Below are 25435 nucleotides of genomic sequence, written 5' to 3' on the forward strand. Positions count from 1 at the left end.
CCTCCACACGTGCCTGAAGGCGGCAGGGTCAAGCCAAAGGGTCACCCGCTCCCGAAAGTCGCGGGTCCCGGAGGCAAGCGCCAGGGTGAACGACTGGGCCCCAAGTTCACAGAGCTTGTTGAGGCCTTCGCCGCCCGGCGGGTTGAGGCTGGGGCGGACACGCCAACGGAGGTGGATCCCTCGCTGGTCATCGTGCTCGACCTGGCAGGCTCAGTCCCGGACTTCCACAAAGCGGTGGACAAGATCCAGGGCCTGGAGTTTCTCGCTGAGATGCTTGGGGAGGAAGTCGATCCTGACAACGATTTCTACATGAAGGGCCGCACCGACAAGCCGGTTCAACACTCACTCTATCTCGCCATGACCAACGCGAAGGCTGTCGACCAGTTGATCAGCCTGTTCAAGCGTTGGCAGGAGGACCCTGATGCCAAGTTCGAACACGGTCTGAGCAAGTTCAAGGGCGCCTTCGCCCAACTCGCAGACATCCGTAGATGGGGAGCCGAGGATCGTGTGCGAGAGACCGGCCTCCTCAATAAGTGGCGGGAAACTCTCGACATGGTTGGTCAATCCTACAGCCCAGTGCGTGTAGAAATTGAACTGTGGTACCGCCACGACCGAGGACGGCGCTCCGGCGCTGAGCATGCGATCACACGCATCCTGGATGACTGTGGTGGGAAGATCGTCAGTCGTGCACAGATCGAGGAGATCGGATATCACGCTCTTCTCGCGGAACTTCCTCGGCAGCAGGTGCAGACCGTCCTGGAACGCGGTCCGCAGGCGATTCGGTTGCTGAGGGCAGAAGACATTATGTTCGTAAGCCCTTTTCAGCCCATGAGCATCTCCTCGCCTCATTACTCAAAAGCCACCCCCACTTCCTTCCCTGCCAGGTACCCCAAAGATGGCAAGCCTCGGATCGCGCTCTTGGACGGGCTCCCCATGCAGAACCACGACGCTTTAGCAGGCAGGCTCCTTGTCGATGACGCCGACGGCGTTGAGGACCGCTATCAGCTCGCTGCGCGCTCACACGGCACCGCCATGGCATCCCTCATCATCCACGGAGACCTGTCCACACCGGGAGAGCCGCTGGGACGTCCGCTCTACGTGCGCCCAATCATGCAGTCAGAGGAGCAGACACCCGGGGAGTTCGTAGAACGGGTCCTGCCTGACACGCTGTTCGTGGACCTTCTTCACCGCGCCGTCAGGCGCCTTCTCGTGGGAGAGGCAGGGAGACCGGCCTGGGCGCCGACTGTCCGTATCATCAACCTGTCCATCGGTGACTCTGCGAGACCCCTCATCAAAAGAATGAGTCCAGTCGGACGTCTTCTGGATTGGCTAACAGTCGAGCACAACGTCCTGTTCATCGTCAGCGCCGGCAACCACACGGCACCAATCTCCATCCCCACGGAGGCAGCACAGAATCAGGAAAACGCCCGATCCGCGGCGGAGCAAGCTGTCCACAACTCCGAGCTCCTCCGCGGGATCCTTCCACCGGGAGACTCCATGAACGCGTTGACCGTTGGCGCGATCCACGCCGACGGGGCACCCGATCCAGTCGAGTCCTCCACGACCTGGGATATCACTACCCCCGGCGCACCCGCCCTCTACTCGGCGACCGGCCCGGGCGTCGGACGGTCCATCAAACCAGATTTGTACCACATTGGCGGACGACTTCTTTTTACGACACCTGTGCCATCACACTCGCCAGACTCTAACATCACCCTGTCCGCAGCTCGAGCCAGCCGAATAGGACCTGGCGTGCAGGTTGCCGCACCCGGTGACGGTGGGCATCTCAACCGAACAACATTCGATCGTGGCACAAGCCACGCCACTGCACTCGTCACGCGGGAGGCTTCCTCACTATTCGACCTTCTGGAGACACAACACGACGGCGCGGATGCGAGAACACTTCCTAATGCCTTATTCCATCCGCTTCTCGTCAGGGCACTGCTCGTGCATTCATGCTCTTGGGGTGACTGGCGAAAAGCCATCGCCCCTCAGTCCTCGCGCAAGACACTGAGCCCACTGTTCGGCTATGGCCGCCTTGACCCTGAGCGGGCTCGAGGCGCCGTCAACCGGGCAGTCGTCGTCGCAGGAAACGAGATCGGAATCGATGAGCGTCACACGTACGAGCTGCCGCTCCCCTCGTCGATCCGCAGCAAGGCCGAGTGGCACCGGCTCGTCATCACCCTCGCCTACTGGGCGCCTACAACGCAAGGTCTCAATTCCTATCGGGCTGCGAAGGTCTACTTCACTACCCCAGATACCAAGCTCGCTGGTGGAGACCGCGTGGACGCCTATCACAACGCTGTACGGCGTGGAAGCCTCCAGCACGAGGTCATCGACGGGTCCAAGGCTATGACATTCAATGACGGTGCCACCTTCTCAATTCATGTGGAGTGCATGCGAGACGGCCAGAAGACCGGTCCCATTGAACGCATCCGCTACGCCCTCGTCGTCTCGATCGAAACGGCGACCTCGACGTCCTCAACGATCCATGACGAAGTTCGCGCTGGTCTCATCCATATGCGCGACCGGGCAGTCATCCAGCAGAGCGACCGGGTTCGCGTCAGATAGTGGATCTAATCCACCGGGAGTCGCAGGATTTCTGCCACTGCCTGGCGGTCTACCAACTGCATCGACGAGAGGTCATCCTCATGTACACCGAGCAGTCCCGCAAGCTGCGACTCAAGTTCATCGTCCGTCTCGGCTCTCTCAAGCAAAGAGGTGATGCAGGCCGCGACTTCTTCCGTAGCAAGCCCCTCCAGTGCCTTCCTCCACTCCAGCACAGTGCGATCGCGGTCGTCGACCGCTGCGTTCGACAGTCGGCGTAGTGATGCCGCGATAGCCGCGGCGTGAACGAGGATATTCAGAAGCTCCCGCTGAGCCTCTTCCGTACCAAGGTCATCACGCACAAGCCTTACGGCATCGGACAGGTCCGCAGGAGTCACCTCGCTACCGACCACCTCGTCGACCTCCCGCGGCGTCAGTTCCTCTCGTATTTCTTCATCTTGATGTGTCACCTTCCTCCAAAGGCGACCGGCCGCAGGCCTTCCGCGTTCCAGCTACCAGGGATGCAAGTGTTTTGTTGCCACATATGTGATAGCAGCCGTTCCAACAGAGGTCACAGCACAGGCAATAAGCGTTCCCATGTTGCCTTCGTCAACCGTGTCGTCTTCGTACGGATCGTCTGCTACCCACTCCGAAGAGTTCACCACCTGGTTCGTGTCATCATCCAGCTCGCCACTGGCGAAGGCCCCCGGCGTCCTCCGCGACTCTGCTAGGTGCGTACCCTCGTGGCCCGTTTCCACCCTCCTATACCACTGCTCACTGAGTTCGACCTCGTCGCTCGCCGTCATCCCGCCCTTCCTTGGGTCCCAAGGATCCTCATCCTCGGCGTCGGCTGGGAACACTGTACGCAGGGCGCTGCGGAGACTGCCGCGTCTCAACCAGATTGGGTAGTGGGTGTCGCCGTTGCGCAACACGGCATGTGGTGACGCTGGCGACCTGCTCGGAGCGCTGGTTCCTGTCATACGGTGCGGCTACAGTGAGGGGAATCGGAAGGAGGTCCGCATGGCAGCACCCACGAACAACCTGGTCCGCGTGTTCACGGAGGATGAGCTAAAGGCCCGGGAGTCGGATGTGGTCGACAAGCTCACGCGTCGCTTCGGCAGTCTTGAGCGTGCGCTTGAGCGCGAGGAGGACTGGGACTACGACGAAGACGAGGCCACCCTCTTCTCCGAGTACCACGCCGTCACCTTCCTCCTGTCCGACTGATGGAGGACTTCTCGGCGCAGGAACGCCAGACCCACGACTTTGCGGCCCAGACCACCGCCACCGTGCGCACGGTGTGCCCCGATGCGCCCGATTTCGTCGCTCAGGCCGCCATTCGCAAGCGCGTCTGGAGGGCGACAGTGGCTACCCCCGGAGACAAGCCAGTGACGCTGACCGTGGGCGGGAGGCGCCTGCTAAAGCTGAAGGTCCGCTACGAGTGCACGGCGTCAGCGCGCCATTCCTTCATGCTCGTCGAGAAGTCCGCCTTCACCCTGCTCCCTGCCCAAGGGAGTGAGCCTCTGGTACGGCTGGAGTATCTACGCCACCCGCACTCCGACGTGCCGTGCTGCCACCTCCAGGTCCACGCCCGTCGCGATGACTGGACTTTCGCCATGACCCGTAACGGCGTCGGAAGTCCCAGGCGCGAAGTGGCCCGACGAGCCAGCGCAGAGCGAGCCCCTCAGCTGTCTGATATCCACTTTCCTGCGGGAGGTCCGCGACTGCGGCCCACCCTTGAGGACTTCCTGGAGATGCTCGTCCATGATCTCGGCGTGGACCACAGTGAGGGCGCCCTGGAAGTCCTCAAACAGCAGCGTGTGGCCTGGCGAACCGATCAGGTGCGCGCCATGGCGGCCTCGCTTCCCGATGTCGCCGCAGAGGTGCTGCGCGATGCGGGGTACACGGTGACTGCACCGGACGACTGCAGCATTCATCCCGACCGGCAGGCCTGGCTAACCCGCTACTGACCACCGAGCGCGCCCAAGCCCCACAGCCGACCAGCAGTGCCCAACGCGCGCACCGAGACTCGGGTTCAGTCGCGCATGTCCTGCTGCGGCAGGGACTTCACGATCTGCTGGGTGCACACGGAGACAGTGCTGACGCGGGCGATCAGCTCGAGCAGATAGTAGGGCTGGAGCGCCGCCATGTCCCCTGGCCCGAGCGCCGGGTCAATGAACAACCTGGCGTTTGACGCCGCCGGGTGGTGGTCAGGGGGTCGGCAAAGTCGGTGTCTGGGTTGGGGGTTGTTAGGGGTTTTCGGCGTGTTGGTGGGGGTGCGGCGCGATCTTCCGGAGACGATGGAGGTGTTCGAAAAAGCCATTGCCTTGGAAGGTCGCGCCGCTGTGTCATCATCCCCCACGCCTGCCCTGTCGCGCCAGCCCCTGACCGGGATGTTCGCCACTGTCCCGGACCCGCGTGATCGGCGCGGGGTGCGTCACCGCCTGGATGTGGTGCTGGCTTTGGCGGCGGTAGGGGTGCTGGCCGGCTGCCGCACCCTGCTGGCGATCTGGGAGCACGCCCAGGACCTGACCGGCGGCCAACTACAGCAGCTGGGACTACCACAAGACCGGGGCATCCCCTCGGAGTCGACGATCCGCCGCGCCCTGGCCGGCCTGGACGCCGACGACTACCGGCGCCAGGGTCGCGTCGTGGATGCTCACCCGCACCGGCACCATCGACGGACGCAGGATTATCGCGGTGGACGGGCAAGACCATGCGCGGCGCCAAACCCAAGAACAACAACAGCGGAGACGGTGATGATGGCGGCGGTGATGGTGGCGGTGGGGCCCCGCACCTGCTGGCGGCGCTGGACCAGGGCACCGGGGCGGTGCTCGCCCAGCAGCGCGTAGAAGACAAGACCAGTGAGATACCCGCCCTGAAACAGCTGCTGGCACCCCATGACCTTACCGGAGCGGTCGTGACTGCTGACGCACTGCACACCCAGACCGACACAGCGCAGTGGATACGCGACCGGGGCGCCGACTACCTGCTCACGGTCAAGAACAACCAGCCCAGTCTCAGGGCGAAACTGAAGGCGCTGCCCTGGAAGGACGTCCCCGCCGTGTCGGGGGTTGACTGCTCTCATGGGCGGCGGGTGCGCCGCACCATCAAAGCCGTGGCAACGCCGGACTGGATCGACTTCCCCGGCGCCTCACAGGTGCTTCAGGTGCGTCGCACCCGCACCACCCACACCCGCGGTAAGAACAGCAAGCGCAGCACCGAGGTCGTCTACCTCATCTGCTCCATACCGCCCGAGCAGGCCCCGCCCGAGCAAGTCGCCGCCTGGATACAAGGCCACTGGGCGATCGAGAACCGACTCCACTGGGTACGGGATGTCACCTATGACGAGGACCGCCACCAACTGCGCACCGGCTCCGGGCCGCAGGTGATGGCGACCCTGCGGAACCTGGCCATAAGCCTGATCCGCACCATCTACGACGACCCCATCACCACCGGCATCGCCTCAGCCAACCGGGCCATGACACGCAAACCCACCAAAGCCATCAAACTCCTAACAACTCCATGACCACCCAACGACTTTGCCGAGCCCCTGGGGTGGTGGTGGGGCTGGGTTTGGTTAGTGTCGTTTTTGGGTTTCGGCTTGGTCGGTGAGGTAGGTGATGGTGCGGACGATGTTGTATGGGGTGGTGGTGTTGGTGGTGGTGATGGTTCCGACCACGGGGGTGGTGGTGCCGCCGTTGGGGGTGTAGGTGGCTTTCCAGGTGGTGGTAAGGGTGGTGGTTACGTCGGTGGCTGTGCGGGTGTAGCGGTGGGTGAGGGTCTGGTTGGGCCAGGGTGCGCCGGGGTCGGTGGTGGTTGTGGTGGTGCCGTCTCCCCAGTTCCAGGTGTAGGAGGTGGGGGTGGCGTGGATGGTTACTTCGGTTCCGGCTACGGTGGTGGTTAGTACCTGGGTGTCGGGGCTGGTGTAGACGATGAAGTCCTTGGTCAGTAGTACTTCTGGGCCTGGGGGTTGGCGGGTGATGCCTGAGCCCTCGGCCAGTAGGGTGGACACGTCGGTGGAGGAGATCGTGATCACCACGGTGGTGCCGTCGGAGGCTTGGACGCTGGTTGCGGGCGCGGCATCGGTGGCGCACTCGTCAGGATCAAGCACAATAGCACGCATTCCGACGTTCACGCCCATTCTCATACCGAAGCACATGGCATAAGACAAACTCGCCATAAAAGCGGCCCGCTCATCGAACACCCCACCAGTGCCGCCCTCAACAGTGACACCGCCGCCACCCGACGCACCCGGAACCGACACCACCACATCATAAGACACCCCACCAGAAACAATCACCGAACTACCAGATCCGTGGGCGCTGTATTGATCAGGCCGCTGTGTGGGGACGACAGCATATGTGGGTGCACCTAGCAATAGTGTAACGAGCGTGAATCCTGCGCACAAGGCGAATAGGTTGCGTTTCATTCTGAGTCCTCATCATTGGTGATTTGGAGTGCCTCAACGGCCCAATCATTGCCGCTCCAATATAGTTGGATTAATAACTCATGATCGAATTTGTCGACCTGTTGCGATGGTGCGGAAGGCGTTGGATGTTCTGTGTAGCCTTCGGATGTCACTTGTGTGCGTACGACGTAGCGGTTGGGGTCTTCTTGGTCCGTCCACCACTCTAGCGGAGTGATCTCCTGCACCCACGGATCCGTCCAGCCGCCTGCATCGTGTATTTCGGCCGCTTCGGACCCCACCCCGTTGCAGAATTCGCAGTCCTCTGTGCTCATGTTCTGCCAGATGTCCAGGTCGCCGGTCGCTCCCACGTAAGGAACTAGCTCGAGGAAGTATGTGGCTGCGGTGATGGCGCCTTCAGGGGTGAACTGTGGGGTGTAGGGATCAGGCGGCTCCATGGCCAGGGCGGTGGCTCTGGCCGCGGCCTGTTCCGGCGACAGCGTGGGCGCGGCACTAGCACTAACAGTCGCTGATGGGGTCCAGGTGGGACTGAAACCACTGGTGGCGCTTCCACGCGAACAACCCCCACCCAGTGCCAGCCAGGCAACCACCACGGACAGGGCCGCCAGACGAGCGAACCCGACCGCAGCCCGGCGCCGATGCGGCATCGAATGGAGTAAGGGGACGGTAGACATAACGGGCACGGCCTCCTCGGTGAGGACCCTAACGGGACTAACAGGCACGCCAGCCAAAGCGCCGACGCCAGACAACCGTACCCACACACCCACCACAACCGCCACCCCCAACCAACACCCTGTGGAAAACCTACCGACTTCAGCAGTAACGATGGGGGCTCCGCAAAGTCGTTGGTTGGGTTTGGGGTGGTTAGGGGTGTTCGGCGTGTTGCTGCGGCGCGATCTCCCGGAGACGATAGGTGGTGCTAAATCAGCCTTGTCACGGAAGGTCGCGCCGCTGTGTCATCAGCCCCCACCGCCCCCTTGTCGCGCCAGCCCCTGAATTACGATGGGCGCTTAATCCGACAGGATGATTGTTGGTGCCGCCGTCATCGGGGCCCCCGCGCCTGTGTCTGTATGCCGCCCGCGCCTCCTTCCTCGACGACGCCACCCGCCAAACCGGCTCCGGACGCTTCCTGCGCATGCGCGAACGCGCCATGACGTGGTTCGAACGCGGCACCTCTACGGGCACGTTGAGCTTCGGTACCCTCATTGCTGGCGGCCGTCCCGCTGCAAATGCGACCGCGAGCTCTTACCACGACGTCGTCGACGCGCTCGCACACACAGGCTTCCCGGCGCTGACCAGGCTGGAACCCGCAGCAACGGCGGTGACATTGAGCGGCTGCCAGGACGACTTCGTCCGGACGGACCTGGGGCGACTGGCCCGGACGCGGCGCGCCCCTACAGTCATGCGCGCACTCATCCGTGCACTGGCGCTGGCCACAGCGGCCGAGGTCTCCTCGCGCACCCTGGCCAGGGACCTTCGCCAGGTCACCCCGGATATCTGCCCCGAGACCGTAGCCCACCACGTGGAACTACTGGAGCGGCTGTTCGTCGTCGAGCAGATCCCCGCCTGGGCTGTGGGGGCCGCCCTCACGCGCCCGCCTGCGCACCGTGCTTATGTTCCACCTGGCCGACCCCGTACTCGCCGTCACCGCATTGAGCGCGGACGCCGCACGACTCACGGTAGACCCTGAGATCACCGGCTTCGTCTTTGCCAGCGCCGTCGCCCACCATCTGCTCGTTTTCAGCGAGGCGCTCGACGGCCAGGCGTACCACTACTATGACTCCAATGGCCACGCGCTTGACTCCGTACTCATCTTTCCCCCGCGGCAGTTAGGCCGCAGTCGAGGTGAAACTGGGCGCCTCCCATTTCGAGAAGGGCGCCCGCTGAGTGACCCGCACCGTGCAGCAGATTGGCACCTCCGTGGTCAGGGACCGGGTCAACAGCTGGCCGCCGGCCGAGAAAACCGCAGATTGGCACCTCCGTGGTCGGGGACCCGGTACTCAAACTGGTGGTCACCGGCACCGGCCCCACGGCGACCCTGCCAGACGGCATCGTAACCTGCCCGCTGAACGTCCTCGGACCCTGGCGCAGATGCCTCGGGCGCCACGCACCGCCCGGCCCGGTCCAGCTCCGCCCACCCCAACCCGTCCGACCCCGCCCCGCGGGCGTCTACTACGCCGGTTCGGCCTCTACTACGCCACTTAGACCTTTGGTGAAGGGCTCCGAGGCCTTCAGGAAAGGTCTAACCGGCGTACCCAACGCCCAAGTGGCGTAGTACAAGTGGCGTAGTAGCGAGCCGACGTCGAGCACCCCTCTCCGATTCCGGTGTTCATCCGCCGCACCGCGTGGAACACCGCAGCCACCGACCAGCTCCGCATCATTGGCACCGACCAGCAGATGCTTGAAGTCAAGTCGGGCATCGGTAAAGACATCCGCGCCACCCTCAGTGCCATGTCCAACTCTGCGGGCGGAACCATCCTCATCGGCCTAGACGAAGCACAGGGCTTCGCCCCCGTCCCGGGACTGGACGCGACTCACGCCCGGAAGCGGCTTGTGTCCCGCTGCGAGCAGATGACCCCGGTGGTCCGTCCCGTCATTGAGGTCGTCCTGATAGAAGGGGCTCCGGTCGTCGTCGCCACGATTCCGGAGATCGAACCCTGCCACAAGCCCTGCTACGTCACCGACCAGGGGCAATACGGAGCTTCCTACACCAGATCGGGCGACGGCGATCGTCGCTTAACCCAGTACGAGGTCGAACGCCTTCCGGAGGAGCACACTCAATCCCGACGGGATGAGGAGTCGGTGACTGAAGCCGGTCTTGGCAACCTCGACGACGACGCCCTGGCCGCCTTCATCTCCAACCAGCGGGCGGTGCGTCCAAAAACCTTCGCCAACAGCGACGACGGACGCTGCCCGTGAACGCACGCCATGCATCACCCGCAGCATCCCACCCTCGCCTCGCTAATGGCCCTCGGCGAGTACCCTCAGCAGTTCTTCCCGCGACTAAGCGTCACTTTCGCCGTTTTCCCCGGTACTGACCGGGGTGTCGTCACCGAGGGCGTACACCTGCTCGACAGCGCCACTCTGACCGGTCCGATTCCGGAACTCGTCAAATCCGCCGTCGATGCCGTTTGTCGCCACATACGCACAGCCAGCCTGGCGGAAGACACCTTCCGCACAGACCTGCCGGACTAGCCGCTCGTCGCCGTGCGGGGGGCGGTGGTAAACGCACTCATGCACCGAGACTACTCACCGGCGGCGCGCGGCGCCCAGGTCCAGGTCCAGGTCCAGGTCCAGAGTCAGACTCAGGCCAGCATGTTCGTCGACCGGCTCGAGATCATAAATCCCGGCGGCCGCTACGGTGCCGTTACGGTAGAGATTCTAGGAAAGGCAGGAGTGAGCGCGAGCCGCAACCAGACCCTATCCATCCTGTTGGAGTCCACCACCTTCCCCGGTGGCGGCGCGGCGGCAGAGAATCGCGGAACCGGAATCGCGGTCATCCAGCAGGCCCTCGCCCAAGCTCTCCTACCACCGCCCGAGACCAGGAGCACGATCGCCAGCTTCTCGATTACCTTTCGCCGAGGGCGCGTCGCACCGCGGGAGCGGGACTTCACAGTCTACTTAACGATCAGCTTCACACACTGTGAGGTTAGGTGCGAAGCCAATCGTTAAGACCCGCGCGTGCAGTCATAAGGACCCCGGTCAGTGGACTCCTGCCCCTTCAGGCCCCCTACAGCCAAAGGTCACGACGCCGTCGCACCCCGCGCGTGACCTCGGGCGGGAACAGGCTTTCCACCCGCCGCACCAACCCCTCGGGATCCGCCAGCTCCCGCCACTCGAAACGGTGTACCGTCCACCCGCCACGGCGCAGCACCATTTCCCGCTGCTTCTCCGCATGCACGTCCGCCGAGGTAGCCAGCTTGCCGTACCCGTCGAACTCCAGGTCGACCATGGCGCTGTCCACAGCAACGTCAAGAAAGTACTCGCGCGTATCGTCACCAATCCATCGTCGCTGCGTCACCGCCTCGGGCACCCCGGCCACGCCGACCGCCCAACGCAACACGCTCTCACCCGGAGACTCCGCAAACGGATCCGCGAGCGCCACCGCTCTCCTGGCACGACGTTTGCCGTTGCGTCGCCCCTGCGCCTCAACCATCTGCATCAACCGCTCGCGCGCCACGTCAACCTCCATCTCGCCGTAGCAACGCCGGTTGAAGCGATCGGGTCTGCACACCACCCGCAGAGCGGCGTCCACCACGGGCAGCGACTCACGTACCGGCAGGTCAAAGGCACAGTCCATGGCGGTGCGCAGCGGCGTCGTCACCCGCAGCCCGCCCACGTTGATGACCTCCTCGGGCGCTGGCGCAATCGTGGAGCGGTGCAGACTCACCTGGCGCCCGCGACGCCTGCCCGCCGGCATCGCGTACATGACGGCCGGGAGGGTGATCGCGCCATGTGTCCGCTTCCCGGGTACCGCCAAACGAACGTTTGGCTCCGCCTCCAGGATAGGCAGTCCCAGCACCACCGCCGCTGCCTCGTGGGTCAGGGCGATTGCCGACGGCGAAGCCCGCAGCGCCGCCTCGCAGCGCGCCAGCGTGACCAGTTGCTTAACGCGCCACCGAGGCGTGTCCGTTGGGGGCGCGACCATATAGCTGCCGCGGGCGATGCGCACAAGATCGCGCCGCCCGGCCAGGCCGCACTTGGAGCGATCGGCGGTGAACAACATGCGTGGACGCTCGGGCGGAGTTGGGTATGACTGCATTCCAGCAGGATGACCTCGGGCCGACGGCGGCGCCACCGCGCCCTTCGAACTCTGTGGATTGGGGTGTCGCGAACACTGCCTGTGGATACCGGTGGGGTCGGTAAGCCGCACGGTGATTCCCCAGCGATGCTCAGTGAACGACACGCGCGTCACCGGAAGCCGACCTGGTCACGGACGCCGGCGCCAGCCAATCCGCCCTCGGCCGGCACGTCCCAACCCAGCCCCGGCCGGCACATCCCAACCCAGCCCCGCTGACGTTTACTACGCCGGTTCGGTCTCTACTACGCCACTTAGGCCTCTGCTGAAGGGCTCCGTAGGCTTCAATCAACGCCTAACCGGCGTACCCAACGCCCAAGTGGCGTAGTAGACGGGGGCGACGGGCTGCGATCACCACTGCTGACACAACAGCCGTAACCACGAGTTGCAGGCCAGGCCTCCGCCCTGACCGCCCCCACAGAGATATTGCGGCCGTATCCACTGCATAGAGGATGAGCCGCCCCGCAAGCATCCTTTTGCCCTCCGCAGTGGACGCGTGGAATCATGACTACAACGGCGCACAGACACAAGCATCTGCTGGCCAGTGGAACACAGGCGAGGTATGCGCTCCCCGCAAGCGCCTGAGCGCCAGGTCTGGGCGTCGGTCAGGCGCCCGCCAATCGGGCACCCCGCCGCCAACCGGGCACCCCGCCGCCAACCGGGCACGCCGACGCCGCAACCGCCACCCGCTACAGGCCGCGCGTCTCGCCGCCTGCCGCGTGCCGCCGACGCCGCGCAGTGCACGACGCGCGTCTCCCCGCCCGCTGCCTACTTCCCGCCGCGCGCCGCCCACCAGGAGTGCAGCGCCTCGCGCGCCAGGTCCTCGCCCATGGGCCCCTTCTCCATGCGCAGGTCCATGAGGAAGCGGTACGCCTCACCAACCACCGGCCCGGGCCCGACGCCGAGCTCGGCCATGATCTGCTTGCCGTCCAGGTCCGGGCGGATGGCGGCCAGCTCCTCCTCCTCGCGCAGCTGCGCGATGCGGGCCTCCAGGTCGTCGTAGGCCGCATCCAGCATGTGGGCCTTGCGCCTGTTGCGAGTGGTCACGTCCGCACGGGTCAGCCGGTGCAGGCGTTCCAGCAACGGCCCGGCGTCGGCCACGTACCGGCGCACCGCAGAGTCAGACCAGGCGGCGTCGGCGTAACCGTGGAAGCGCAGGTGCAGCTCCACCAGGCGCGAGACGTCCTTGATGGTCTGCTTGTCGAAGCGCAGGGCGCGCATGCGCTTGGCGGTCATGCGGGCGCCGACGTGATCGTGCCCGTGGAAGGTGACGGTGCCGTCACGCAGGAAGCGGCGGGTGGCGGGCTTACCGATGTCGTGGAAGATCGCCGCCAGCCGCAGCGTGAGGTCCGGGCCAGGCACGGGTCCGTCGGGGCCGGTCTCCAGGTCGATGGCCTGATCCAGCACGGTAAGCGTGTGCTCGTAGACGTCCTTGTGGCGCTTGTGCTCGTCGACGGTCTCCTGCAGGGCAGCCAGCTCGGGCAGGACCACGTCGGCCACGCCGGTGTGCACCAGGAGTTCTAGCCCGCGGCGCGGCCACGGCGCCAGCAGCAGCCGCTCGAGCTCGGCCCGCACGCGTTCGGCAGAGACGATCTCCAGGCGCGGCGCCATATCGGTCATGGCTTCCATCACGTCGGGCTCGACGTCGAATCCCAGTTGGGCGGCGAAGCGGGCCGCCCGCATGATCCGCAGCGGGTCGTCATCGAAGGACTGCTCGGCGGACACCGGGGTGCGCAGCGAGCCCGCCAGCAGGTCCTCGAAGCCGCCGTGGGGGTCAACTAGTTCCAGATCCGGCAGCCGCAGCGCCATGGCGTTGACGGTGAAGTCGCGGCGCGTGAGGTCACCCACAAGGCTGTCCCCGTAGGCGACGGCGGGCTTGCGCGAGCCAGAGTCGTAGGCCTCGGTGCGGTAGGTGGTTACCTCAACGATCTCCTCACCTCTGCGCGCGCCGATGGTGCCGAAGTCCTTGCCGACATCCCAGCAGGCATCGCCCCACTCCCGCAGGATCACCTCGGTCTGCTCAGGGCGGGCGGAGGTGGTGCAGTCCAGGTCGTGCGGAACGACGCCGAGGAAGGCATCACGCACAGGCCCACCGACCAGTGCGAGTTCGTGTCCGGCGTCGGCGAAGTGGCGGCCGAGTTCGTGCAGACAGGATGGCAGTTCACCCAGCGCCCGGCGGGCGGTGGGCGTCAGGCCGGCGTGATCGGGGGCCTCGTCGGGGACGACGACGGTGCGGGTGTCGCACTGCGTGCGGGAGGCGGACATGGTGGCGGGGGCGGTCGGGCGGTCGGTCATCGACCTAAGCCTGCCACGCGGAGAGCAAGCAAGCCGATCGGCGGGCGGACCGCCTAGAGTGTCCCCATGTCCTCCCAGCGCTCTCGTATGCCCCGCGCCGGCAGCCGGCCGCAGCACACGACTGCGCGCCAACTGCCGATCATTGATGAGACCAGCGCCGGCGGACTAATCATCGACGTGCAGGAGGGAAGGGCGGTAACCGCCGTCATTGCGCGCCGCAACCGGGGGGGCCGCCTGGAGTGGTGCCTGCCGAAGGGCCATTTGGAAGGTGAGGAGACCGCCGAGGAGGCGGCCGTGCGTGAGATCGCCGAGGAGACCGGCATAACCGGCCGGGTGCTACGGCATCTGGCCACCGTGGACTACTGGTTCGCCGGTGAGGATCACCGCGTGCACAAGGTCGTCCACCATTTCCTGTTGGAGGCGCTCGGCGGCGACCTGACCACCGAGAACGATCCCGACCATGAGGCGGAGGATGTCGAATGGGTGACCCTGGAAGACGTCGCCCGCCGCCTGGCCTACCCCAATGAGCGTCGGATTGTTGCCGCCGCCAGGGAGATCCTGGTGGGTGACGGGTGAGGCGCACCCCGGCGCTTCGCCGTCCGCAGATAACGCACGCCGCCAGGCAGATGCTGACGGCGCTGCTGTCCGTGCTCGTCCTGGTTGGCGGGCTCGTGGCGGCCCCTGTCGGTGTCGCCCTGACAGCAGGGGTAGGCGTGTCCTTCGGAGCCGATAAAGTCGCCGACGTCGACGACCGGGACACCGGGCAGGTGAGGCTGTCCGTGACGAGTCTGGCGCCGGAGGTCGTGGGCACCGGGGAGGACGTCACCGTTGCAGGCACCATCACCAACGGCACCGACCAGGCACTGGCTGGAGCTACGCTGGTGGTGCAGATGCAGACACACACCGAGGTCGCCACCAATGGCCTGGCCTCTTGGTTGGCCAATGAGCAGGACACCACGCTGACCACCGTCGCCCTGCAGACACTTGAGCATGAGGTGGCGCCGGGGGCGGAAATGAGTTTCAGAGTCACCGTGGACTCCGACGACCTGCCGCTGACCGACCCCAGTCAGTGGGGTCCGCGCGGCATTCAGGTGGCCCTCACCCAGGGTTACACCACCCTCGCACAGGACCGCACCATAGTGCTGTGGAACTCGGGCGTGCGAGTCAGTCCCACGCGCATAACCGCATTCGTCCCGGTGACCGCCTCTCCGGCTGAGCTGCTGGCACTGGCCGCCGCACCGCAGTCGGAGGAGGAGGCGGCCGTGCCCTCCGCCGGCGCCACCGCGTCTCCTGCGGACTCTCCCGCAGACGCGGCGGATAAGACGGCCGTCGCGGAGGCGGACACGAGCACTTCCCAAACACTCGCCGCCCTGCACGAACGCGTACTTGGGCTGCTGGACTTGGCCGGCGACGGCGTCGTCGTGGCTGTCGACCCTGCCCTGCTGGAGGTACTCGGCCTGGATACCATCGCACAGGGCCAGGCGACCACCGCGCCCAGCCCCTCGGAGCCGGCGGGTGACCCGACTGGCACCCCCGAAGCGGATGCGAGCGCTGCCGGAACCAACGAGCTCGCCCGCGCGCTGGCTGCGGCCTTGGAGGCCGGAGACGTGGTCGCCCTGCCGTGGGCGGATGCCGACCTGACCGCCCTGGCACACCTGGGGGAGAACGATCTGATCGACTCCGCCTTCAAGCGTACCGAGGCCGGCAAGGTGGCGCAGTCCGGCGCCGACACCTCTGTGGCCTGGTCCGCCGGCGCCCTGGACGGAACCACACTGGCCACCCTGCCCGCCTCGGTGACCACCGTCGTCGCCGCACCCGATGACGCACCCGTGGCCGTGGACCTGACCTACACGCCGTCGGGAACCATGACACTCGACGGGCGCACCCTGCTCATCCCCGATGCGGGGCTGTCCGCCGCGGCCGGCGGCGTCCTGGTCACCTATCAGGGGCAGGAGGAGCTGTCCCAGCTCGACGCCCTCCAACTGCTGCGCGGGCAGACCGCCATCCTGACCCGCCAGGCCCCGGCCCTGAGCCGCGACATCATTGTGGCCGTCCCCCGGGAGCAGGCCGCCGTCACCGACCCCGAGGCGCTCGGCCGACGCCTGAAGGCATTGACCAACTCCACCTGGACGCAGGCCCAGAACCTCGATTCGCTGCTCGCCTCCGCCGCCGCCGAGGCTACGGCCGGCACCGAGATGCTGCGTATGGACTTGCCGGAATTCTCCACCGGGGAGGGGGAGGTGACGGCGATGACCCTGACCAGCGCGCGGGATACCGCCGCCCACCTGGACTCGGTCGGCTCGATCCTGACCGATCCCGAACGCGCCCTGGGGTTGTCCACCGATGTGGTGGCGCTGACGGCGTCGTCTTCCTGGCGCGCGGACCAGGACGCCTGCACCAACATGATCGCCCAGGCACGCGCCCGCGGGGATACGGTGACCGCGTCCCTGACGACGGCTCCGTCTAGCACCATCAACCTGATCTCCTCGGCCGCCGACCTGCCGGTGCGGATCGTCTCCTCACTCGATCAGGACGTGACGGTCAAGGTGCATCTGGAGTCCAGTTCCACGCGTCTGCAGACCGATGAGGATGTCACTATCACCGTTCCGGCGGGCGGGCAGGCGACGGCGAGCGTGCCGGTGACCGCCGTCGGCTCCGGCGACGTCGATTTGACCATCCGACTGCGCTCCGAAAACGGGACGGATCTCGGCACGCCCTCCACGGTGCACCTGCGGGTGCGGGCCGACTGGGAGAATATGGGCACGCGCGTCCTCAGCGGGGTCCTGGTGCTTCTGCTCATAGCCGGCATCATCCGGACCGTGCGCCGGGGCCGCCGCACCGCCACACCCAGGGAGCGCAGATGAAGCAGGACGGGGCCCAGTCCCACACCCGTGGCCCGGCCGCGCGGGGGCAGCATTCCGGCCCGGCCTCGGGGCGGCAATCCCCGGCGGATAAGCAGGCGGACAAGTCGACGCCCTCGATTGCCCGCTCCAGCGCCGTTATGGCCGCCGGCACGCTCGCCTCCCGCATTCTCGGCCTGGTGCGCAACGCCCTGCTGGTGACCGCCCTGGGTGCCACCGCCTCCGGTGCGGCCGACGCCTTCAACACCGCCAACACGGTGCCCACCCAGCTGTACAACCTGCTGATCGGCGGCATCCTCAATGCGATCTTAGTGCCGCAGATCGTGCGGGCGCTGCGCCAGCGCAACGGGGAGGAGCTGGTCAATCGACTACTGACGGCCGCTTCGGCGCTGATCGCCGCCGTGGCCGCGCTGCTGACCGTGGCCGCGCCGCTGGTGATCAAGTTGTACGCCTCGGGCCTGGGCCGTTGGCAGCCACTGGCCTTCGCCTTCGCCTTCTGGTGCATGCCGCAGATCTTCTTCTACGGGTTGTACGCCCTTTGGGGGCAGGTGCTCAATGCGCGCTCCAGCTTCGGGCCGTACATGTGGTCCCCGGTGCTTAACAACATTATCTCGATCGTCTCGATCCTGGCCTACCTGCATATTTACGGCGGTTACACCTCCGGCCAGGACCCGGGCATCTGGGACGCGGGTCGCATCGCCCTAATCGGTGCGACGACGACGCTGGGCATCGCCGCCCAGGCGCTCATCTTGTACATTCCGCTGGTCCGCTCCGGCTTCCGCCCCAGGATCATCTTTGGGGTGCGCGGCACGGGCCTGGGCACCATGTCCAAGGTGGCGCTGTGGGCACTGCTGGGCACGGGCATCGTCTCACTGGGTGATCTGGCCGCCACGAACCTGGGTTCGCGGGCGGTCACGGCCGCCGAATCGGCGGCCTACGCGGACGTGATCGTCCCGTCGACGACGATGTACGCCAACGCCCAGCTGGTCTACATGCTGCCGCAGTCGCTGATCACCACTTCCATCATCACCGCCCTGTTCACCCGTATGAGTGAGAAGGCGGCAGCCGGGGACCGGGAGGGCGTGCGCGATGACCTGTCTCTGGGGCTGCGTTCGATCGCCGTTTTTACGGTGCTGTTCGCGGCCGGCATTGGCACCCTGGCGGCGCCGGCGCTGCAGGTGTTCGTCCCCTCGCTGTCCCTGGAGCAGGCCACTGCCTCCGCCCCGATCCTGACGGTTCTGGCTGTGGGCATTGTGGGGCAGGGCGTGTGGTTCACCATGCAGCGGGTGATGCTCGCCTACGCCGACACCAAGCGACTGCTGATCGCCGATACGGTGGTGGGGATCATCCCGATAGTGGTCTGCCTGGGCGCCTACCTGTTGGCCCCGGCCAACCACTGGATGCTGTGGGCTGCGGTGGCATCGGCCACCTGCCAGATTGCCGGGTTCCTGGTTCTGGTGCCATTGATCCGCCGCCATTTGCCGGACCTGGACGGGCCCCGGGTGGTGGGCACCTACGCGCGGCTGATCGCCGCGGCGCTGCCCGCCGTGCTGGCGGGACTGGGGTTGCGCCGTTTGTTTGGCCCGAGTGACGGCTCTTTGACCGGCTCCCGCCCTGTAGACGCTCTGGTCACCGTAATGGTGGTGGCCGTAGTCATGTCGGTGGTCTATCTGGCGGTGGCCAAGCTCCTGCGCGTGCAGGAGTTGGACGTGTTCTTCAGCCCACTTTCGCGCATTGTGGCCAAGATCGGACGGATCCTGCCCGGGCCGGTGGGCCGGGCGGTTGAGCAGGCGGGCCGGGCCCTGGCACCGGCCGCGTCCCCGGCGAGTCCCGCCGCCGAGCCGCCCCTGGTGTTGCCGCCCTCCTTCCCGCCCAGTGCGCGCCGGACTGCTCCACCACCACCACCGCCACCGCCTACCGCGAGTATCGGTTTCGCCCCGGCCACCGTCTGGCCGGCCGATCCGGCTAGACTCGCTTTCAATACGCAGGCACTACCAGTCGTGGGGGGCGACCTTATGACGGACGCGACGCCGATCGGCTCCGGCCGATACGAGCTGCTGTCCACGATGCCCGCGACGCTGCCGCGGATCGTGCGGCACCTGGGCCGAGACACAATCCTGGACCGCACGGTGACCGTGCTCATGTTGACCGATGCCACCCCGCATCGCCGCGAGGTGCTCGAAGCGGCCACCCGCGCCGTCCTGGTGGATGACGCCCGTATTCAGCGCGTCTACGACGTCGACACGACCACGCCGTCGTTCATCGTCACCGAGCCGATAGCGGGCCGCACCTTCTCAACACTGGTCGGTGAGGGACTGCGGGCCGATCAGGTGCGCGCCATTGTCGGCGAGGCGGCCCAGGCCTTGAGTGCCTGTTCGCGCCGCGGCCTGCACCACCTGAACCTGTCGCCGGACTCGGTGCGGGTGCGTCCCGACGGCACCGTGCAGGTTTCCGGCGTCGGCGTGGAGGCGGCCGCGCTGGGCCGGGAATCGGTGGCCGCAACCGATCCGCTGGCCGCCGACCGCACCGACGCGCGGGCGCTGGTTGAGCTGCTGTACTTCGGCCTGACCGGGCGCTGGCCGGGCAAGCGTGCCGGGTTGCCCGCGGCACCCACGGCGGGCGGCGCCCCCGTACCCCCGTCGCAGCTCGCGCACACGCCCAACGACGTCGACCACGCCCTGGATGCACTGGTCGCCCGCACCTGGGGAGAACCGACGCGGGTGCCGACCTCGGCCGCGGAAATCGCGAGCGCTCTGGCGCCTTGGGACACCGGAGTTCTGACATCCCTCGGCGCCGCGACCGCTACCGGCCCCGCCCCCGAGCCCCCGGCCGAGGCGGAGCAATCCTCGGCGGCAACGGCCGCTGGCGCGCTCACCGGCATGGCCGGCGGCGTTCTAGCCCGACTGCGGCGCCGTTCCACAGCCCGTGCCGCCACCCCGGCGTCGACGGCGACTCCCGCGCCCGCTCCGGCTCCCGCCCCCGAGCCGCCTGCACCCGCCCCTCAGGCGGTCCCCGAGCCGACGCCTGTCACCCCACGGGACGCCGCGGCGTCGGCCGCTACCCCGACCAGCGGGGCCGCCGTGCCGGATCATTCATCCTGGTCCGCCGACCAGACGATGCTGCCTCAGCACGAGTACTACTCCTCGGCGCCGAGCGCGGACGATGACGATGAGCAGGAACGCGCGGTCAACCGCACTACCACCGTGGTGCTCGTGGTTGTGGTGGTCACGGTGCTGGTGGGAGTGTTCTTCGCCGTCAACAACCTGCTTGGCCTGGCCGGAGTGAAGTTCCAGGACGATGACATTCCGGCCGCTAAGACCGTGCCCACCGCCTCGCAGGAGGCGGCGCCTGGGCCGGCGCCGCAGGAGCAGCAGCCTGCGCCCGGGGCGGCGATCACGCCGGTCTCCGCCCAGGCACTGGACCCCTTCGGGGATAACAATGAGCACCCGGAGAACGCCGGCCTGGTCATCGACGGAAACACCGACCAGGCCTGGTCATCGCGCTTCTATTACGAGTCCTCCCTCGATTGGAAGCAGGGCATCGGCATGGCGGTGACGCTGGAGCAGGAGGCGCAGGTCTCCGGAATCGACATCCAGGGCACGGGTGCCGGCGGGAATGTGCAGGTGCGGGCCACAAGCCCGGAGGACCCCACCGGCGGTGCGCTGCTGGCCGAGGGAGCCTTCACGGAGGGCACGACCTCCTTCGACTTCGACGCCACCAACGCGCAGACGATCGTGCTGTGGGTGACGGCCATGCCCACCGCATCCGACGGCCAATACAAGCTCACCATCTCGGAGATCACTCTCAAGTAGGCCGCCCCGCCGGAACAATGCTGGGACGTCCCCGGTTCATCAGGCATCGGCGGGCGCCCGCCCGCGCAGGACACAGTCAGGAGAGTCATGGTTCACGACGTCGTCATTGTCGGCTCCGGCCCCGGGGGCTACACCGCAGCGATTTACGCCGCTCGCGCCCAACTGCGCCCGATCGTGTTGGCCGGCTCCGTAACCGCCGGCGGCGCGCTGATGAACACCACCGAGGTGGAGAACTTCCCCGGCTTCGGGGAGGGCATCATGGGCCCCGACCTGATGACGCAGATGCAGGAGCAGGCCGAGCGCTTCGGCGCCGACGTCCGCTTCGAGGACGTCACCGCCCTGGATCTGACCGGTGAGGTCAAGCGCATCACCACCGATGACGCCGTCTACGAGGCCCGCACAGTGATCCTGTCCACCGGCTCGGAGTATCGCAAGCTCGGTCTGGATGGGGAGGAGCGGCTGTCCGGCCACGGCGTGTCCTACTGCGCCACCTGCGACGGCTTCTTCTTCAAGGACAAGCCGATCGTGGTGGTCGGCGGCGGCGACTCGGCCATGGAGGAGGCCACCTTCCTGTCGCGATTCGGCTCCTCGGTGACGGTGGTGCACCGGCGCGACCAGCTGCGCGCCAGCGCGGTGATGGCCAAGCGCGCGCAGGACGACCCGAAGATCGACTTCGCCTGGAACTCACGGGTAGTGGCGCTGAACGGCGCCGATGCCCTGGAGTCGGTGACCCTGGAGGACACCGTCACCGGCGAGCGACGTGAGCTGCCGGCTGCGGGCCTGTTTGTGGCCATCGGACAGATTCCACGTTCCGAACTGGTGACCGAGGTCTTGGAGCTGGATGAGGCCGGCTACATCAAAGTGGACTCGCCGTCCCAGCGCACCAATATCCCCGGCGTTTTCGCCTGCGGGGATGTGGCCGACCCGCACTACCAGCAGGCGGTAACCGCCGCCGGCTCGGGGTGCCGGGCGGCGCTGGATGCCGAGGCCTACCTGGCCGGGCTCGACGCATAAGGGCGTGGCCGCAGCGGCGCCGGCCGCCGAATGACACCGGCGCTCACCCTTTTCCGTTACTTGTACACGACCTGTTTGAGGAGATCTCATGTCCAATGCACTTGCCGTCACCGATGCCACCTTTGAGACCGAGGTCATGCAGTCCGAGGTGCCTGTGGTCATCGACTTCTGGGCCGAGTGGTGTGGCCCCTGCAAGCAGATGGCGCCCGTCGTAGATGAGGTCGCCGCTGAACTGGGCGAGCGGGCGAAGTTCGTCAAGGTGGATGTGGACGCCAACCCGGCCACCACCCGCTCCTTCGGCGTGCGCTCCATCCCGACTTTCGCCGTCGTATCAGGCGGTGAGGTGGTCCACCAGTTCGCCGGCTCCCGCCCGAAGGCCTCCTTTAAGGCGCAGCTGGAGAAGGTTATCGGCTGACCTCGGCGAAGTACCGGCATGGGCGACGACTTTCCGACCAACTGCAACGTCACCACCCTCGACATCGCTCCCGTGCACATCGGCGACGACGTATAAGTCGGCGGGAGCGCGGTCATCCTACCGGGTGTCACCATCGGCCCCGGCTCGGTCATCGCGGCCGGGGCGGTGGTGAGCCGGGACGTGCCCGAGGCTGTAGCCTGAGTCGTCTCACTTTAGTGCCCTGCGGTGTTCAGGTTGTTGAGGATTTGCTGCGCGGTCTGGGTGGTCTGGGGTTGGGCGGTGATGTGGTGGCCGTTGATGGTGATGGTGACTTCTTGGAGTGGTCCCAGTTCGCGTACGAGCCGTTTGATGGTGATGCCGGTGGCGGCTTGTAGGTGGCGGGCGACGGCCAAGGCGGCCATGACGACGGTCAGGTGGGCATGGATGGCGTGGTGGGTGTGGTGGAAGACGGGCCTGGCCCGCAGGTCATGCTTGCTCATGCGCAAGGGACTGCTCCACGTGCCACAGCTCGCGATAGGAGGCGATCACCTGGCTGGCGGGCATCACGGTGGCGGGGATATTGCTCACGTAGCCTTTCAGTCCCGCCAGCCGCTTGGCGCGGGCCAGAGCCTTCTCGTCGAGCACCTGGTCGCCTTTACGGGTGGTGACGAACCTGGTGGCCTTGGGGCGCCGCTGGCCGGCGACCACCGCCCTAGCCTTGTTCTCCTGCGCGGTGAGGGTCTTGCTGGTGCCGGGCGAACCGGCGCGCGCTGTAGGCCCAGATCGCCCGCCACGACCCGGGATACGCCTGAGCACTCCAGACGGGCTCATCACGGACGTTCCGGTCGCGTTCCCGGCTGGTGGAGCCTCGGCGCGGGGTGATGGTGTCGATCACCTGCCCATCGGCCAGCGCATCCCCATGCCAGGCGAAGTGGGCGGCCAGGTCCGCCGGCGCCTTGGTCATGCGCGAGCCCACAATGAAGCCCATACCCGCATCATGAAGGGCCCAAAGGTTGCCGGCTGAGAGCATGCCGGCATCGGCGACCACGACCAGGTGGTCGATCCCCGACGCCTTCCTGAACCCCTCGACCATGGGGATCAGCGTGCTGGTTTCGGCCTTGCTGCCCTCCCAGCAGCCTATCTGTAGGGGGAAGCCCGTCCGGTCCACCACCAGCCCCACGATCACCTGCGGGTCCACCCTGCGCTCCTTGGAATACCCCACCCGCCGCAGGGAGTCTTCCTTCTCCACCTCGAAGTACAGGGTCGTCACGTCATACAAACACAAGGACAAGTCCCCTGCGGCACTCACATGCCGCAGGCAGGCGTCCGCGATCCGCTCTCGCCACTGGCGGCCCACGCAGCGGGAAAGGGATCGGAACAAGGATGCCCGCGACACGCTGCCCACCCCCAGCTCACTGACTACGCGGGGTACCTGCTCCTTGCTGGTGGGCTCCACGAGACGGGCAAGCACCATCTGCCTGAAGCCCTCATCCCCACCAGTGGCCTCACCCAGCCCCAGGGCCTCGTATGCGCCACACAGCACATCCCACAGCAGGGCCGAGCGCTTGGACTCAACCACCGCCGGCGCGGCCTGGCCGGCGGCCTGCGGTGTCAGGCCGGCCAGGTCCAAAACGCCCTGCCCGCCCCGGATCTTCTCCCGCCCCGCCTGAACCAGGGCCGCCAGCTCCGCCTCACCTGTGCGCTGAGCCCAGGTGCTCCACAATCCGGCGCACCCCATGCTCCTTAGCCACGATCTGCACCGCCGTAGCACCAGAAGCGGTACGCACCTTCCGAACATACCGGCTCACACCCCCGCACCCTACCGCCAACCGGATTAGTGCCCCACAACCACCAACCCAACCACGCCACACCAACGAAAAACCCTGATCATGACGCAGGGTCACCAAAAATGAGACGAGTCAGGTGCCCGAGGCTGTAGTGGTCGGGGCATGCCGGCCAAGGTGATCCGCCCGATCACCGAGGCGGAGGCGTAGCACCGTTGCCGCTACACGGCTCCGGACGACGCTTCGTCCGTTCACCGCCCCTTCCGATTCAGGGGTTCGGTGGGGAACTCGGCTTCCTCCGCGAGGTAGCGGCGTTCAGCCTCGGCGGCACGGTTGGCGGCAGGCGAGTCCACGGTAACGTCAATAATCCTTCCCAGGACGCCGACTGTCAGTGATGCTCCGCTCGGCAGGGTCCAGGTTGTGGACTCCTGGGGGCCGTTGCGCCCCTGGAAGCGCTTGGTGGTGCCAGTGCCGTACAAGTCGGTCAGCACCCGGACGTACTGGTCGTATGCCCGGCGCACCAACGCAGGCGCCTCCGGCGGCGCACTGGCCTTAGGAATACGCGAAGCCAACCCCATGTGAAAGGAATCCACATGGCCTTTAAGATCGATGAAGTATGCATCTTTGCCGCCCAGGTCGTGGCCGGTAGTAAACATCATCTCGTCTGATGGTGACGATTGCCAGCCGAGACGGTCGCGCAGCTCCAAGCCCTCCCGGACACTCATGGGCCACTCGTGCTCCAACCACAGCCGAATCACCGGCACACCCACCTCAGGCGGAACCACCCTGTAGATGGTGCCATCGGGCAACTCGCGCTCGTATGAGTACGGGATGCGCGCATGCTGGTAGTCGTCCTTCATCGCGTAATCGCCTCCACCACCGGGCAAAACGAATACCACTACAACCTACTCGCCATCATCAGCGGCCTCCCACTCCAACAACTCAGCCTCAGCCGCAGCAGCATAATTCGCCATAGGTGAGTTTACACCGAAACTAATCACGCTACCTATGGTGTCGATACGAATCGACGCACCGGAGTGTAGGGTCCAAGTAGTCGACTGAACGTCTTTGTTTAGTTTCTGGACACCATTTCCGTACATGTCGGTGAAGACGTGAACGTACTGTTCGTACATGCTTTGCGTCAAAGCTGTGGTTATCGAGTCAAAGTCGATTGGCGCGAACGACGATAACCATACGTGTATGGAGTCAAGTTTGTTTCTGATGATGGTGATAGAGGCGTCCTTAGGTCTGCCCGAGCCGAGGTTGGTGGTCACCAGCGTTTCCTTCCTAGGCGAGGGTGTCCAGCCAAGCTCGTCGCGCAGCGCGAGCGCCTGCTGGGCGGTCATGGGCCAGTCGTGCTCCAACCACCGCCGGATCACCGGCACACCCACCTCGGGCGGAACCACCCTGTAGATGGTGCCGTCGGGCAACTCGCGCTCGTATGTGGGGTTGGTGGGGGGCTCGCTGCTGGTACTGCCTGCCATCAGGTACTCCTCAGTGGGTA

The 25435-nt window shown here is 66.1% G+C and carries 22 protein-coding genes and 2 pseudogenes; 15 read left to right on the forward strand and 9 right to left on the reverse strand.

The window, feature by feature from the left end:
* The first annotated feature begins 171 nt into the window (after window positions 1-171).
* Window positions 172-2571, forward strand: a complete 2400-nt coding sequence (locus CWT10_RS16480) for a S8 family peptidase (protein ID WP_199176334.1) — start codon at window positions 172-174, stop codon at window positions 2569-2571.
* 5 nt (window positions 2572-2576) lie between these two features.
* On the opposite strand, the gene CWT10_RS16485 is transcribed toward CWT10_RS16480, so the two are convergent.
* Window positions 2577-3017: a hypothetical protein gene (locus tag CWT10_RS16485; RefSeq protein ID WP_103063031.1), complete on the reverse strand. Its 441-nt coding sequence runs from the start codon at window positions 3015-3017 to the stop codon at window positions 2577-2579.
* A gap of 42 nt (window positions 3018-3059) precedes the next feature.
* Entirely contained in the window at window positions 3060-3353 is a 294-nt protein-coding gene (locus CWT10_RS16490) for a hypothetical protein (protein ID WP_103063030.1), read from the reverse strand.
* Window positions 3354-3567: 214 nt separating this feature from the next.
* On the opposite strand from CWT10_RS16490, the gene CWT10_RS16495 reads away from it, so the two are divergent.
* The 4 genes from CWT10_RS16495 (at window position 3568) to CWT10_RS17585 (ending at window position 6073) form a co-directional block, all read left to right on the forward strand.
* Complete coding sequence (locus tag CWT10_RS16495) at window positions 3568-3771, forward strand: hypothetical protein (RefSeq protein WP_103063029.1); 204 nt, start codon at window positions 3568-3570, stop codon at window positions 3769-3771.
* Window positions 3771-4514, forward strand: a complete 744-nt coding sequence (locus tag CWT10_RS16500; protein ID WP_103063028.1) for a hypothetical protein — start codon at window positions 3771-3773, stop codon at window positions 4512-4514. Before CWT10_RS16495 ends, CWT10_RS16500 begins: the two co-directional genes overlap by 1 nt.
* Window positions 4515-4889: 375 nt before the next feature.
* Window positions 4890-5396 (forward strand): transposase family protein, encoded by a 507-nt coding sequence (locus tag CWT10_RS17580; RefSeq protein WP_244936755.1) that lies wholly within the window; start codon window positions 4890-4892, stop codon window positions 5394-5396.
* The gene (locus tag CWT10_RS17585) at window positions 5375-6073 is read left to right on the forward strand and encodes an ISAs1 family transposase (protein ID WP_244936793.1); all 699 of its coding nucleotides are present in this window, start codon (window positions 5375-5377) and stop codon (window positions 6071-6073) included. Before CWT10_RS17580 ends, CWT10_RS17585 begins: the two co-directional genes overlap by 22 nt.
* 51 nt (window positions 6074-6124) lie before the next feature.
* On the opposite strand, the gene CWT10_RS16510 is transcribed toward CWT10_RS17585, so the two are convergent.
* Window positions 6125-6811 (reverse strand): zinc transporter, encoded by a 687-nt coding sequence (locus CWT10_RS16510; protein ID WP_128683623.1) that lies wholly within the window; start codon window positions 6809-6811, stop codon window positions 6125-6127.
* Between the two features lie 161 nt (window positions 6812-6972).
* Complete coding sequence (locus CWT10_RS16515; RefSeq protein ID WP_128683625.1) at window positions 6973-7647, reverse strand: DUF6318 family protein; 675 nt, start codon at window positions 7645-7647, stop codon at window positions 6973-6975.
* A 359-nt stretch (window positions 7648-8006) separates the two neighbouring features.
* Here CWT10_RS16515 and CWT10_RS16520 point away from each other — a divergent pair, with 359 nt between their 5' ends.
* The 4 genes from CWT10_RS16520 (at window position 8007) to CWT10_RS18105 (ending at window position 10645) form a co-directional block, all read left to right on the forward strand.
* Window positions 8007-8663: an ATP-binding protein gene (locus CWT10_RS16520; RefSeq protein ID WP_103063113.1), complete on the forward strand. Its 657-nt coding sequence runs from the start codon at window positions 8007-8009 to the stop codon at window positions 8661-8663.
* Window positions 8664-9298: 635 nt separating this feature from the next.
* A complete protein-coding gene (locus CWT10_RS16530) occupies window positions 9299-9892 on the forward strand; it encodes an AlbA family DNA-binding domain-containing protein (protein ID WP_103063112.1) in 594 nt (197 codons plus the stop codon).
* Window positions 9893-9901: 9 nt separating this feature from the next.
* Complete coding sequence (locus CWT10_RS16535) at window positions 9902-10168, forward strand: hypothetical protein (RefSeq protein WP_103063111.1); 267 nt, start codon at window positions 9902-9904, stop codon at window positions 10166-10168.
* A 39-nt stretch (window positions 10169-10207) separates the two neighbouring features.
* On the forward strand, window positions 10208-10645 hold the full coding sequence (locus CWT10_RS18105) for an ATP-binding protein (protein ID WP_103063110.1): 438 nt from the start codon (window positions 10208-10210) through the stop codon (window positions 10643-10645).
* Between the two features lie 58 nt (window positions 10646-10703).
* Here the strand turns inward: CWT10_RS18105 and CWT10_RS16545 are convergent, their stop codons facing one another.
* Window positions 10704-11699, reverse strand: a complete 996-nt coding sequence (locus tag CWT10_RS16545; protein ID WP_103063109.1) for a hypothetical protein — start codon at window positions 11697-11699, stop codon at window positions 10704-10706.
* Between the two features lie 840 nt (window positions 11700-12539).
* Window positions 12540-14036 carry a CCA tRNA nucleotidyltransferase gene (locus CWT10_RS16550; protein WP_174722012.1) on the reverse strand — a complete coding sequence of 499 codons (1497 nt, stop codon included), beginning with the start codon at window positions 14034-14036 and terminating at the stop codon, window positions 12540-12542.
* A gap of 96 nt (window positions 14037-14132) precedes the next feature.
* On the opposite strand from CWT10_RS16550, the gene CWT10_RS16555 reads away from it, so the two are divergent.
* The 6 genes and pseudogenes from CWT10_RS16555 to CWT10_RS16580 all read left to right on the forward strand — a co-directional run.
* Complete coding sequence (locus CWT10_RS16555) at window positions 14133-14642, forward strand: NUDIX hydrolase (protein ID WP_103063107.1); 510 nt, start codon at window positions 14133-14135, stop codon at window positions 14640-14642.
* Window positions 14639-16930 (forward strand): DUF6049 family protein, encoded by a 2292-nt coding sequence (locus tag CWT10_RS16560; RefSeq protein WP_128683629.1) that lies wholly within the window; start codon window positions 14639-14641, stop codon window positions 16928-16930. Before CWT10_RS16555 ends, CWT10_RS16560 begins: the two co-directional genes overlap by 4 nt.
* A 137-nt stretch (window positions 16931-17067) precedes the next feature.
* Window positions 17068-20739, forward strand: a complete 3672-nt coding sequence (locus tag CWT10_RS16565; RefSeq protein WP_103063114.1) for a murein biosynthesis integral membrane protein MurJ — start codon at window positions 17068-17070, stop codon at window positions 20737-20739.
* Window positions 20740-20826: 87 nt separating this feature from the next.
* Window positions 20827-21753 (forward strand): thioredoxin-disulfide reductase, encoded by a 927-nt coding sequence (gene trxB / locus CWT10_RS16570; RefSeq protein ID WP_103063105.1) that lies wholly within the window; start codon window positions 20827-20829, stop codon window positions 21751-21753.
* A gap of 88 nt (window positions 21754-21841) precedes the next feature.
* Window positions 21842-22168 (forward strand): thioredoxin, encoded by a 327-nt coding sequence (gene trxA / locus CWT10_RS16575; protein WP_103063104.1) that lies wholly within the window; start codon window positions 21842-21844, stop codon window positions 22166-22168.
* Between the two features lie 108 nt (window positions 22169-22276).
* Window positions 22277-22369: pseudogene (locus tag CWT10_RS16580) on the forward strand (sugar O-acetyltransferase); the annotation flags it as partial.
* A gap of 11 nt (window positions 22370-22380) precedes the next feature.
* On the opposite strand, the pseudogene CWT10_RS16585 reads toward CWT10_RS16580, so the two are convergent.
* The 3 genes and pseudogenes from CWT10_RS16585 to CWT10_RS16595 form a co-directional block, all read right to left on the reverse strand.
* Window positions 22381-23955: pseudogene (locus tag CWT10_RS16585) on the reverse strand (IS1634 family transposase).
* 227 nt (window positions 23956-24182) lie between these two features.
* Complete coding sequence (locus tag CWT10_RS16590) at window positions 24183-24791, reverse strand: DUF6301 family protein (RefSeq protein ID WP_233188165.1); 609 nt, start codon at window positions 24789-24791, stop codon at window positions 24183-24185.
* A gap of 45 nt (window positions 24792-24836) precedes the next feature.
* The gene (locus CWT10_RS16595) at window positions 24837-25415 is read right to left on the reverse strand and encodes a DUF6301 family protein (protein WP_103063213.1); all 579 of its coding nucleotides are present in this window, start codon (window positions 25413-25415) and stop codon (window positions 24837-24839) included.
* Window positions 25416-25435: the final 20 nt, after the last annotated feature.

This window comes from Actinomyces qiguomingii (genome assembly GCF_004102025.1).
In the GTDB taxonomy this organism is placed as follows: Bacteria; Actinomycetota; Actinomycetes; order Actinomycetales; family Actinomycetaceae; genus Actinomyces; species Actinomyces qiguomingii.

What these genes read in the sequence shown, in the direction of transcription:
- trxB (WP_103063105.1), top strand. Translation starts at nt 20,827, where the DNA reads ATGGTTCACGACGTCGTCATTGTCGGCTCCGGCCCCGGGGGCTACACC.
- CWT10_RS16545 (WP_103063109.1), bottom strand. Translation starts at nt 11,699, where the DNA reads ATGTTGTTCACCGCCGATCGCTCCAAGTGCGGCCTGGCCGGGCGGCGC.
- CWT10_RS16565 (WP_103063114.1), top strand. Translation starts at nt 17,068, where the DNA reads ATGGCCGCCGGCACGCTCGCCTCCCGCATTCTCGGCCTGGTGCGCAAC.
- CWT10_RS16500 (WP_103063028.1), top strand. Translation starts at nt 3,771, where the DNA reads ATGGAGGACTTCTCGGCGCAGGAACGCCAGACCCACGACTTTGCGGCC.
- CWT10_RS16590 (WP_233188165.1), bottom strand. Translation starts at nt 24,791, where the DNA reads ATGAAGGACGACTACCAGCATGCGCGCATCCCGTACTCATACGAGCGC.
- CWT10_RS16515 (WP_128683625.1), bottom strand. Translation starts at nt 7,647, where the DNA reads ATGTCTACCGTCCCCTTACTCCATTCGATGCCGCATCGGCGCCGGGCT.
- CWT10_RS16535 (WP_103063111.1), top strand. Translation starts at nt 9,902, where the DNA reads ATGCATCACCCGCAGCATCCCACCCTCGCCTCGCTAATGGCCCTCGGC.
- CWT10_RS16495 (WP_103063029.1), top strand. Translation starts at nt 3,568, where the DNA reads ATGGCAGCACCCACGAACAACCTGGTCCGCGTGTTCACGGAGGATGAG.
- CWT10_RS16550 (WP_174722012.1), bottom strand. Translation starts at nt 14,036, where the DNA reads ATGTCCGCCTCCCGCACGCAGTGCGACACCCGCACCGTCGTCGTCCCC.
- CWT10_RS16490 (WP_103063030.1), bottom strand. Translation starts at nt 3,353, where the DNA reads ATGACGGCGAGCGACGAGGTCGAACTCAGTGAGCAGTGGTATAGGAGG.
- CWT10_RS18105 (WP_103063110.1), top strand. Translation starts at nt 10,208, where the DNA reads ATGCACCGAGACTACTCACCGGCGGCGCGCGGCGCCCAGGTCCAGGTC.
- CWT10_RS16595 (WP_103063213.1), bottom strand. Translation starts at nt 25,415, where the DNA reads ATGGCAGGCAGTACCAGCAGCGAGCCCCCCACCAACCCCACATACGAG.
- CWT10_RS16555 (WP_103063107.1), top strand. Translation starts at nt 14,133, where the DNA reads ATGTCCTCCCAGCGCTCTCGTATGCCCCGCGCCGGCAGCCGGCCGCAG.
- trxA (WP_103063104.1), top strand. Translation starts at nt 21,842, where the DNA reads ATGTCCAATGCACTTGCCGTCACCGATGCCACCTTTGAGACCGAGGTC.